This is a genomic window from Photorhabdus viridis (assembly GCF_040256935.1).
GTDB classification, from domain to species: domain Bacteria; phylum Pseudomonadota; class Gammaproteobacteria; order Enterobacterales; family Enterobacteriaceae; genus Photorhabdus; species Photorhabdus viridis.
The window spans coordinates 1-11,409 of record NZ_JBEJZY010000074.1; the positions used below are offsets into that span (position 1 = coordinate 1).

General features: G+C 41.2%; 9 protein-coding genes. 2 read left to right on the top strand and 7 right to left on the bottom strand.

The features are described from left to right. Positions 1 to 580: bacteriophage T4 gp5 trimerisation domain-containing protein (locus ABR397_RS21140; RefSeq protein ID WP_407072893.1), on the top strand; the 580-nt coding region annotated here is incomplete at its 5' end. After that, entirely contained in the window at positions 577 to 1,362 is a 786-nt protein-coding gene (locus tag ABR397_RS21145; protein WP_350307438.1) for a DUF4123 domain-containing protein, read from the top strand. The genes ABR397_RS21140 and ABR397_RS21145, both read left to right, overlap by 4 nt. 1,021 nt (positions 1,363 to 2,383) lie before the next feature. On the opposite strand, the gene cas6e is transcribed toward ABR397_RS21145, so the two are convergent. The 7 genes from cas6e to ABR397_RS21180 form a co-directional block, all read right to left on the bottom strand. Next, on the bottom strand, positions 2,384 to 3,058 hold the full coding sequence (gene cas6e / locus ABR397_RS21150) for a type I-E CRISPR-associated protein Cas6/Cse3/CasE (RefSeq protein ID WP_350307439.1): 675 nt from the start codon (positions 3,056 to 3,058) through the stop codon (positions 2,384 to 2,386). Next, positions 3,045 to 3,791: a type I-E CRISPR-associated protein Cas5/CasD gene (cas5e, locus tag ABR397_RS21155; protein ID WP_350307440.1), complete on the bottom strand. Its 747-nt coding sequence runs from the start codon at positions 3,789 to 3,791 to the stop codon at positions 3,045 to 3,047. The genes cas6e and cas5e overlap by 14 nt, the downstream gene beginning before the upstream one ends. 10 nt (positions 3,792 to 3,801) lie before the next feature. Then, positions 3,802 to 4,836 carry a type I-E CRISPR-associated protein Cas7/Cse4/CasC gene (gene cas7e, locus ABR397_RS21160; protein ID WP_350307441.1) on the bottom strand — a complete coding sequence of 345 codons (1,035 nt, stop codon included), beginning with the start codon at positions 4,834 to 4,836 and terminating at the stop codon, positions 3,802 to 3,804. Between the two features lie 19 nt (positions 4,837 to 4,855). Continuing rightward, positions 4,856 to 5,437 (bottom strand): type I-E CRISPR-associated protein Cse2/CasB, encoded by a 582-nt coding sequence (gene casB / locus ABR397_RS21165; protein WP_350307442.1) that lies wholly within the window; start codon positions 5,435 to 5,437, stop codon positions 4,856 to 4,858. Continuing rightward, complete coding sequence (gene casA, locus ABR397_RS21170) at positions 5,437 to 7,038, bottom strand: type I-E CRISPR-associated protein Cse1/CasA (RefSeq protein WP_350307443.1); 1,602 nt, start codon at positions 7,036 to 7,038, stop codon at positions 5,437 to 5,439. Before casA ends, casB begins: the two co-directional genes overlap by 1 nt. Positions 7,039 to 7,052: 14 nt before the next feature. Continuing rightward, the gene (gene cas3 / locus ABR397_RS21175) at positions 7,053 to 9,770 is read right to left on the bottom strand and encodes a CRISPR-associated helicase Cas3' (protein WP_350307444.1); all 2,718 of its coding nucleotides are present in this window, start codon (positions 9,768 to 9,770) and stop codon (positions 7,053 to 7,055) included. Positions 9,771 to 10,406: 636 nt separating this feature from the next. Then, positions 10,407 to 10,871 carry a dihydrofolate reductase family protein gene (locus ABR397_RS21180; protein ID WP_350307445.1) on the bottom strand — a complete coding sequence of 155 codons (465 nt, stop codon included), beginning with the start codon at positions 10,869 to 10,871 and terminating at the stop codon, positions 10,407 to 10,409. Positions 10,872 to 11,409: the final 538 nt, after the last annotated feature.

The following is an 11,409-nucleotide window of genomic DNA, read 5'->3' on the forward strand; positions in this document are numbered from 1 at the left end:
GACTCACAAAGGTGACGGTTTTAATGAATTGCGGTTTGAGGATGCCAAAGATCAGGAAGAGATTTACCTGCACGGGCAGAAAGATTTGACCGCCCATATTCAGCACGATGCTTACTGGCATATTAAACACGACCATAAACAGCGGATCGATAATAACCGGTACAGTGAAATCCGCGCTGATGACCACCGGAAAATCGCCGGCTCCGGTAAATACAGTACTGATGGGGATGTATCACACCGTATTACCGGCAGTCAGCATTTACAGACCGGGGAAGCACTGGTCACTGAAAGCGGTCAGGAAACGCATCTGAAAAGCGGCGGTAAAATCGTGCTGGAAGCGGCGTCGGAAATTACCTTAAAAATCGGCGGTCATTTTATCCGGTTAACTCCCGGCGGTATTCTGACCTCCCCAAATTTATCCGTCGGGCAAGGTTCCGCCGGTGTCGGACGTGGTCTGTCTCTGCAATTGCCAGAGGGGGTAGAACCGCTGACTGATGTAAAATCTCCAGCCAGGCCAATTTGTGCTGTGCAGGCTCAACAAGAAGCTAACTGGATTATCAATAACCAGGAGGATGCATGAACATTTCTATCAATTGGCAACAATGGCTGACCACGCCTAATAATCTGCCTGTTTTCTTTATGCTCAATTCACTGGCAAAGCCGAACCCTGTCACTCTTTTTTACAAAAACGACTGGGTAGAACAGGCTTTTCCATTGTATAGCGGTACACCGATGGATCACCTGTTGGCACAAAGCCCCTGGCTGGTTCAGCCCAGATCAGGCTATCTGTCAGTCATCGGTCATCTGCTTGATAACCATACCCTGAGCGACAACAGTTGGGGCTGGGCTTACCGCAGTGAGGATTTATGGACCCAACAGCTTAATCACTGGCGTTCACGCCAGCAGGTGATATTGCGGGAAAGGCAGGTGATTTTGCGCAGTATGGATCCCCGTATTCTCAGTCAGTTATTACCAGCAATGATAATCAGCGATTGGTCGGGATTCCTGACGCCAGTAAGTGAGTTAATGATCGATACACCTGAACCACAGATTTATTCCCGCCCTGAGAATTGCGGTCAAGGTGGGAATGAACGACCTTTCGTCCTGGATAGTCATTTATCGTATGCCTGGCATCATTCCGATTACGCCTTGAAAGGGAAGGCATTTGTGATTAGTTGTGATTTGTGGGAAAACCACGGTGAATTAGCTGAAAAACTGAATGAGTCAGAGGGGCGGTTAGTGGAACGGATTATCAATTGGTTGAAAGTGCGTTTAGAAAACGGCGATGACATCAGCAACCTGACCAGTGCGGATTATTTGCAGATGCTCAATGAACAACATACAACTACTCTATCCCTGTAAGCACAGGGAATACTTCATATTCATTATCTAAATCTTTTCTATTATCGGTTTATCCCCGTAAGCACGGGGAACCTTTTTACTCTGCTATCACATCACAAAACCTGAATCTGGTTAATCCCCGTAGACACGAGGAATTCTGGTACTATTGCGGAAATTTTTCTCCCCGATGATGGTCCATCCCCTCAAGTTACGGGGAACACAGTTACAACAGACGAAGATGATTCTGTATTTAGCGGTTTATCCCCATATAAACAGGGAACACGTATGTTTCCGCTAACTCAATCGCTAACTGTTCGGTTTATCCCAGTCAATACAGGGAACATTTTTTCAAACTAGATATACAACAGTATCAGTTCGGTTCACCCCCGTATACGGGGAATACTTTACTTAACTGCTTTTAACATAATATTCTCCCGCAGACAGAACAAACACCGATTAACCACTAATTACGTCCCTGTGTTACTTCAGGTTTATCCCCGATGGTACAGGGAACTCATTCCTGGCTTTATGCTATTAGGAGCACTGCTAGGTTCATCCCCGTAATTACAGGGAACATTTAGTAAATTTACTAATGCATCACTCATGACGCGGTTTATCCCCGTCAGTACAGGGAACATGTAAATTCGCTTATTGATAAGATTTATCGAGTTTGGTTCATCCCCGTAGGCACAAGGAACATTCACTAACACGGTCTCTTATTGGTTAATTATAGCGTTTTATCCCATGAAGCAAAGAAAATATATTGTTCCTGGTTCAAATGCATACCAAAATTCGGGTTTATCCCCACAGAGGTGAGGAACACAGTAATTATTTTATCAATACTTTTAGAGTAGTGACTGCACCCAACGCAATAGGATACCGCAGCATGAATACATTAGTTAGTCATCTCGCCTTTTACTCTGCTTTCAAAACATAACGCGAACGCCTAATAACACAAATAAGCCATCTTCAACAATCAATACCCTGAAGGCGATTATATTTCGATCCCCAACAGAAATGAATTTAAATGAAGTCAATGCCATTATACTGTTCTGATTAACATCAATCCGCACCCCATAGCTTTAGATCGACCAAAACCTTTAGTATATTGTGCCAAGAATAAATCACCATTGGTAATCGTCAGGAGCCCCTGGAAATCGACACTGGAGAATTGGATTTTTTGTCCCTTCCTTTTTACGCTTCGATGCTGAGTATAACCTTCAATATTCAGTAAATCATCAAACTGAATACCCCATTGCTGCATACGACGATTATCCAGGAGCCAATTGCGGGCAGCATCCTCCATCATGGTCTTTATTTTTCCCTGTTCAGTTTCGCCTTGCCGTCTTGCCTGAAACTTAGCATGCATTAAGACATCATGACGCCGGCGTTTTCCAGAAGGATCGGTAACACAGATTGTTGGATTAACACGTAATTTGAAAGCTAAACGCTGTCCCTCGCGCAATAGAGGGTAAAATGATTTCGTTTCAACATCAAATAACGGTGACTGTGTTTGGGGTGATGTTTTAGATAAAGCATAGAATACAGGTAATCCCATTATTCCGATTTCTTGCCGGAATAGAAATTGACGCTGTACGTCTTCTGTAAACAATTTCCATAGCAATTGATGGGAGGTATAAACTCCATTCGCACCAAGCTTCGCCAATATGTTTGCAGTCTGGCTTGATTGCCGAAGTGTAATTTTAGACAAATACATTAACACCCTCCTCGACAGAAAGTTGATACATAGTACGTTGCCTGAATTGCCAACGTCCCCGGTTGATCGGCTCATCCCAAGGATGGCTTATTAAGATATTTGAAGCGATAATTTCATCTTTTTTTCCTTCCCAAAAATAAGTAACAAGACCATTTGCTCCCAGCCATAACTTATCTTCCTTATCAGAATGAATCAGTGGTGGAAAAGAGATATCCAACGCCGATTTTAATGTCGATCTCCCTGTTAATTTAGGGCAGAGAGGTAAAGCAGGTGGACAAGATTTACGTCCAAGGTGCAAGATAAATACCGGTTTAAGTAAAGCATCCCGTAATTGTTCCAGCGTAAAAGAAGCATGTTGGGTTAATGTAATGGCAACGATCCAAATACCATCACAGCGATAGTCACGATTGGATAATATGGTATTCAGTTTATCTGAATTTAATTCACTTTTACGGCTCTGGTGAATCACATTATTCTCGTGCGTTGGTACCTGCGTCGTATGGTAATCACGTATTAAAGAACTGGGAACAATTTGCTTAATTGCAATCAACACACTTTTTTGTAATTTTGCTAATTCAGATTCATTATCTCGTCGAATGCCTAACGCGGCCCCTAATAACCCCAAAATCGCAGATCGCCCAGGATATGATCCCGTTGGCCTTTCCCCGCCAACCGCAGGTTGGCCCCAACTTGCCATTGGACCATATAATCGAAAGACTAAATATGCTTTCATTCTGCCCCCATTACTGCGCAATAAACTTAAGCAGCTCGGTCAAACTTCCTTCCCCTGTGAATGTATTGAATTTATAGCGGGCATCGGCACACGCACCGTAAACCTGATCAATATTGTGCATTTGGCTTTCTAATGCACGAATTGCCGATGGGCCTTGGTCACTGTCATGAATCGGTTTTAAAAATGCGACAGATAAAGAACGTGGTTGTTGTTCGCCTTTTTCAGCGAGAGCAAAACTGGCATAAGCACGGGAAGCAAAACTACTTTGTTTACCCGTCGGTGAGATTTTCACCGCCGCTTCTGTCAATGCTTTAATCGCTTTATTAGCAAGCGCTTTATTACCATCCAAATTCTCTATTAATTGCGTTTTATTAATGCAGATATAACTGTAGAACAACGCTGCCGCAAAACCCGATTCCCCAATATGGGCTGAACCCGTGTCTTCCTTACCATCATTTAAATCATCTACTGCCGTAAAATAATCATCTTCAACGACAACACTGTGCACACTAATTGAATGAGCAACCTGGCAAGCGGCTTCGACGTTAAATGCCGGGCTTGAAGCTAACATTCGACCAAACAACGCAATATCCACAGCGGTTTGTTCAGCTTTTAACAAATTAAGCTCTTCCGATGTTGGCGCCCGGCCTTCTTCTGCCAGCACAGCGACCAGCGACATGACAGACCGCTGCTCTGCCGGGCTGATATGTGCCAATTGTTCAGTCTCTAAAGCATCTTTTTTAGTTTTGCCAAAAACACCGGCAATATTTGCAGCCAATGCTTTAGCTGATTTTTCTTTCACGCCGGCACTGATCAAAGCTTCAAATACCTTGATACCAAAGCGCTTTGTGCGAATACCAATATTCTCTGATAACGCTTGCTCAAATAATTCAGAAGTACGCCAGTGGCGTTTCAAACTTTGAGAACTCACTCGTAAACGTTCAAAACCCCCCATTTTCGCTGTTTTAGGCCGGCCTAAATCATCACGATTAAGATTGGATGGCGCATAGGAGGTTAATAGGTGTAATTGAATAAACTGACTCATAGTCATTCTCCTAAATTTATTAATAAGAATCTGATAAATCAACCCATTTACTACTGGCGGCACAGTAATAATCCATCACCCACTTTACATTGATACGCTTATCTGCTTTACAGGGTCGTAATTGTCCATATTCAGCAAACCATTCCTCAATATCCTGAGCTAAAGCCAGAACAGAAATATTGCCTTTTACTTGCTGTAGGATCCGACGTAATCGATGTAATAACTCGTTCGGTGTTTTCGCATTTTGTAATTGTGAAAAGCGCAATTCACTGACAATCGGTTTATTCCCCCCTCCTTTCTTACCCGCCGCTACGGCCAATTTAATACCATTGTTGTTTCTGACATAAACTAATACCGCGGCTATCGTGGCCCAATATTCTATTTTTATCGGATTATCAGATAAGCTAATTTCGTCAGGTAAACTGAGCCATAAAGCCCGAAAACCTTCGGTTAACATCGCCATTTCAACATTTTCACAGCGCTTTAACTGGGCTTTATAAGTAGAAGGAGACGGAATAATATCTTTCTCTTTTAACTGTTTTGGTGACAGAGACATACTTTGCCACCAGCGCAATAAGATAATTTCAGTTTTACTGTCCATTACACCGCCTCTTTGCCAGAAGTAATATGATTATTGGTAATAAATGTTTTGATCTCTCTTAAAGCTTTTTGGCCATATAACCCCATGATTAAGTGCTGACGTGCTCTTATACGTTTCGCCATTGAACGCTCATTACCAGGTTCAGATAAAGCGGCATGTTCATCAAATAAATCCAGACAGAGATGACGCAAGGTATTGAGCCAATGTTTGGCCTGTTCCGGGGTAAGAAAAGGATCATTCGAACGTGTATTGTTGATAATTTGGTGAACCACTGAAAAAAATAACGATTCACTTTGTTGCCAAAAAGCAAGGTCAATAAAAGAAATGTCGCCTTTCACCTCTGCGGGTTTTTCAAACCAGGCCGCTTTTATTTGGTTTCGGCATAACCAAATTATAGTAGTTGCCAGCTTTTGTAGATCTTTAACTTGACACAGAATATCTTCCTGCCGTTCAGGTAAGACAAAAAACAGCGGCATGATAACGGAATACCAGCAACGTGCTTTCATATTATCCATATCGTAGCCAAACACCCACAAATAAGGCATGGCACTTTTAAGTTCAGCAACATCACGACATAAAGAATAAAAATGGCTCACTACCGGCGCACAGCTTTGCCCTCTTTCATGACTGCTAAATACCAAAGTATCCCAAATTTTGTAGGTCACGCCTCCCGGCTGGCCTTTAACAGATAAATGTTCCGTTGCTTTCGAGTCCCATTTATAGGGTGTTAATGGGTGAAGCCAATTACCGGAATAGTTGCCGCCATAATTCTGTGTGCGATATTCAGAAACAGTCAATTCAGAATACTTGCCTGAAATTTTACAAACCTGTTCCTTCTCTTCCACCACAAGACGTATACGTCTCGGCATCGCCCAATACATATGCAAGGGATGAACATCTGAAAAATAAATTTCCGTTCCTTCCTTAACACTTGCTTTTGTTGGCGCTAACCAGGGAAAAACCTGAGCACTGGTTAAATCAGGTTCTGAATAACGCCATTCATTTCGGTTAATGACGTTTAACCACAGTTTTTGCCATAGTGTCGCATCAGCATGGCCCAGCAGCACTAACGTGGTTAATGGCCCTCCTCCCCGCAACCCGACCCGATGTCCCACCCCACCTGATGGCGCGTTAATTTGTAAGGTAAAAAGCGCCAAAGCGGCCATTTCAAGAGACATCACATCACCAATGCCACGTTTAATGAAATGATCAGTATTCAGCCTTAAACCATTGGCTCCTGGCGCTTCAATTAACAGTCCAGCGATAGTGGTTGATTTTACCTTTTGCAGAGGATCAAAATCCTGCATAAAAAGGGGCCCTGTACCGGTAATATTGAAAGCATGTTCAGCTTTAGTAAAAGCCTGTTGTAATGTTTTCTTATCAGGCGATGTTTTATACAGGGAATGCCATTGATATTGATCTTCCGGCGCAAAAACAGTTTGCAATAAGCCAATAGCGAATTGCCAAGCCGCTCCCTGAAAATCAGCTCTCGGTAAAGCAAAGTCCATAACATCATGGTCACATATCGCATTAATGGACAGTACTTTTTCACTACCATCACGTAATCGGAAAGGCAACCACGGGTCCTGAACTAAGTTCATAACACCTCCTGCTTTCATTTTTCACAAAAGCCCATAGTTGAAGAATAAGTAAAGTTTGGGTCCTGTTCTGGCAACCAAGGTTGCAAGTATCTAATTTGGTGATATCTCTGCTGTAATGCATTGAAGGCGGGAATTAGTTTCCTTGGAATTGGCGCTAATTTATCTGCATACTTATTTTTAGATAATGTAACGGTACTCAATGACATTGAAAATTCGGCGGAATTTATCCAGGGTACAAGTTGTCCTGAATCAGTCTTTTTCAGTAATAACACCTCAACGGTTTCAATATCACTGTAGCGGGTATGAATATCGGCATCATCTTCATACCAATTATCAGCACTTCGATCACAATAACCATATAACTGCCATTGCAACCAATAAGACTTCGCTTTGGCTTGCTGACTTCGTTCCTCATCAATTAATACATTTTCCTGGCGCTTTAACTTTTCAGGCGCTTGCTCATAAGCATGACCATAAACCGCATCAATTAACTCACGGGTTTCCGTAGGCATACGTATTGCACCCAGCTTTCTCAATATACGCATGCTTAACCATAAACGTGCAGGCGAACGATAAACATATTGCGTGCTACGGAAATTATGGCTTAACCAATCTGATTCGGGTTGCTCCTTCCAATCAGGCGCGTGGATAAAGAGTATTGGCGCAGGACGTGAATCTTTAATTCCATTTTGATAAATGCCATCACTATCACGAGTATGACGTTGCAAACGCCCTGCTCGCTGAATCAGATCATCAATAGGACAAATATCTGAAATCATCACATCGGCATCAGCATCTAAACTTTGCTGGAATACTGGTGTAGCAATTAATGCTTTACCGCGGCGTATCTCACTATGACTATTTTTACCAAAAATAGTCATTACATGATTTTCAATTTCTTTCCGGTGTTGCAATACAAACCGGCTATGAAATAACAGACAACGTTCAGGTTCAGTGAGCAAGCTTTGCAGCGTTTGATAAGCCTCAATAGCATCGTCTACTGTATTTCGGATCCAAACAACACATTGCCCTTGTACAATCGCCGCCAATACTTTTTCAACACAGCAGACAAAGCTATTTAAGAAATCAACCTTGACTTCCCGGCTAACATCTTTTCGACTTGATAACGGTTGTTCAATAACGGGCGATATGGCATTCAAGCTTATTTTTGTCGCTAAAGGAAAATCCGTTTTTTGCAATAATTGTGAGCTCAATCCACTGGCGTTCAACCAAATATCTGTTAAACGCTGGCGCTGTTTCAGGGTCAGTGTCGCTGTCAGCAAAATAGCTGAACCACCTTGATAGAGATGCAGAGCTAATAAATTTTCCAATAAATTAAACATAAATTCATCAGCAGCATAAACTTCATCAACAATTAATACTTTACGATTAAGCCCAAATAATCTCAGGGCCTGATAACGTCTGGGTAATACAGCCAATAAAGCCTGATCAATAGCGCCTATTCCAACAGGCGCTAACAATGCTTTCTTACGTGGATCCGCCAGCCATTGATTGCACTGTGCTGAAGTGGAGATATCTGTTTCACCATAACTTCTGTCTGGGTGACCTAACGCCAGAATGGCTTCATGAAATTGAGCATTCATCTCTTGTGCGCTATGAGACAAAATAATACCGGGTTTACTGCCATCATCTGTTGATAGCATTTGCTGATAATATTCAGCAATCCGGTGAAACATTGCATTGGAAGAGGTCATGTCAGGTAAACCGAAATAAAAACCATCGGCTGCTTTTATTTGCATTAAACGATGTGTCAGCGCTAATGCCGCTTCTGTTTTTCCTGCCCCGGTAACATCTTCTAAAATAAAGAGTTGAGGAGAATCATCTACAGGTATTGATTCAGCCCACTTCTGCAATGGCGTCGCAGCAAAACCGTAATGATTCTGAATAGAAATAAATGGCTTTACCATCGGTACCTTGCCTAAATCTGTCGCCATCACCGCTTTTTTTGCCATGGTTTTAGCATGTTGCCAATAATCTGCTAATGGCATAGGTTCAGATTGATATACAAAATAGCGATTATCAGAACCGATCCAATCCGCCAATATCGCAATACCAGCAAACTGCCAGCTCACTTGCTCTAATCGCCGTCGCCATTCTTTGGATTGTAATTTTTCAATAGGAAACTCAGGTTGGAGTAATTCAATTAAATGGTGAGCAAAGAGTGTGGCCGCATTGAGATTATGGGGTTCAGTAAAATATTCGATAGCTTTATAGTCTGTTTTATCTATTGGCTGACCATGATGTCCTAATACACAGTCTATCAGCACCATTAAGGTATCGAAAATCTCTTGCTGTTCTCTCCGTTTAATATTCTCAATATTAATCAGCTTATTAAGCAACTTCGGTTTGATATTTTCCCAAAAATACAGCCCCATACGGTCATGACAAAAATAACGTCCATCATAGCCTTTACAGCAATAAGGTCGATACAGACCGACTGACTGACTGGGAAATAATTTTTGAAAAGCAGATGCAAATTTACCAATATCATGCAACGCCAGTGCAAAAGAGACAATACCTTGTAACTGCTTTGTCGATAACGCTAAAAAATTAGTGAGATCTTTAATCAGCGATCTTTCTAAAGAAAGCAACTGCATGCCGACAGCCGCAACATCCAAGCAATGATAAGGAAGTAGATGATAATTTGTACTCTTAGCTTCTGATGTTCGCTTCGCCTTACCCCAATATTGAAAATAAATTGGTATTTCCATTTAAAATCCTTACTTAAACATTTATTTTGCCTACTTTTAGAACATAATGCGAAAATTTAGATCAAAAAAATACTACTTTCTGTTTTTTTAGGATAATCCTGTATAAAGATGCCTTACTTAAACAGATAAATTTCCGGTTTATCTGTCTAAGCACAAACCAGAATTAAAGCGACATCGTATTGCAAGGAACAACTTGATAACGTGACTAACCTTATCCATCCATTTGATAAATAAAGATAACTAGGTGAAAGATTTGTACCGTTTCATCAAGGGTTCATCTATGCCAGCAACCCTGCATATATAATGTCTGACCAAGTTAAGATGAAAATACTGATGGGTGTTTAGCGATGTCAATACAATCATATGTGAATCGCATTCAGTCTTTAGCGGTACAAGCTTAAATCCTGATGCGATAACATAGTGAAGGGGCTGATTTACTAACAAAAACAATTTAATTGAATGATTAGTGTAGATATTTTCACAGATGAACGAATTCGAGTAAGAATATGGCGCGATTATGGCGCCATTCAGATAATCGCGCCACTTTTTCTCCATCAACATGGCACAATAAAAACTTTATTATTTTATTTTGTCAAAATAAAATAATTTAATATCGATAATTTATAGGATATTGTATTAATTTATATTTACATCTAATAGGGTTTCAATAGCGCCGCTACGTAAAAAACGTTGAGTTTTAGATGTAACACTCACTTTTTCATTCACAGGAAGAACTTCAATACCTGTGCCTAAAAATACCGGAATCGTGGTCAAGAATACTTGCTGTAATTCACCGGCCTCGGCAAAATACGCAGCAGTTTTACCGCCTCCCACTAACCAGACATTGTTACCATTAGCTGCTTTCTTCGCCACAGCAGCAATATCTCCTGCTGCTTTATTGGTTATGGTAATATTCAGCCTTTCAGGCTTTAGCAATGTCCGATGAGAAAGAACAAATGCGGGAATATTTTTGTATGGCCAATCATCCGATGAATTTTCCATTATCCATTCGTATGTTCCCGAACCCATAATCAAGGCACCAATACCTTGGTAAAAATCATCATAAGGTGTTGCGTCATCTCCAAGCTCAAATTCATCCAATCAATCCAGACTGTGGGTATTATTAGCAATGTAACCATCTATTGTTGCAGCGACGTAATAAATTATTTTCGGCATTATTCTTTCCTATCAAACACGATGTTAAGATATTCTGCTCCCAGAGTATAAATAAGATTCCAAAATAGCGATACATCTTATTACTACTTATAATTCCATGTATAACAATGGGTTGAAGAAGGTCATGTGTGGCAAAATTATGAAACGTTATTTATATATTACAACATGGATTTATTCGTACCATGTTATATCCTAATATAACACTTCTGAAGATAGTCAATCGTTACTGGGTAAAGGAAAAATTCGTTTTGGTGATGGTCATGAAATCTCCGCTATCGTTAGTCATTATCAAAATCTCTACGGAGAATCTTATGTTGCAGATATGGCAAACCTGAGCCAAACATTCATGATCTTAGCGAAAAACGCCGTAAACCCTCGCCCAGTGCGGGCGGGGATATAAGGCGAAAAGCCCGCAGGGCTTTAAAGATCAATCTGGCGTTGACTGACTCTGAACGTAGGCTCT

What these genes read in the sequence shown, in the direction of transcription:
- ABR397_RS21145 (WP_350307438.1), top strand. Translation starts at nt 577, where the DNA reads ATGAACATTTCTATCAATTGGCAACAATGGCTGACCACGCCTAATAAT.
- cas6e (WP_350307439.1), bottom strand. Translation starts at nt 3,058, where the DNA reads ATGTATTTGTCTAAAATTACACTTCGGCAATCAAGCCAGACTGCAAAC.
- cas5e (WP_350307440.1), bottom strand. Translation starts at nt 3,791, where the DNA reads ATGAAAGCATATTTAGTCTTTCGATTATATGGTCCAATGGCAAGTTGG.
- cas7e (WP_350307441.1), bottom strand. Translation starts at nt 4,836, where the DNA reads ATGAGTCAGTTTATTCAATTACACCTATTAACCTCCTATGCGCCATCC.
- casB (WP_350307442.1), bottom strand. Translation starts at nt 5,437, where the DNA reads ATGGACAGTAAAACTGAAATTATCTTATTGCGCTGGTGGCAAAGTATG.
- casA (WP_350307443.1), bottom strand. Translation starts at nt 7,038, where the DNA reads ATGAACTTAGTTCAGGACCCGTGGTTGCCTTTCCGATTACGTGATGGT.
- cas3 (WP_350307444.1), bottom strand. Translation starts at nt 9,770, where the DNA reads ATGGAAATACCAATTTATTTTCAATATTGGGGTAAGGCGAAGCGAACA.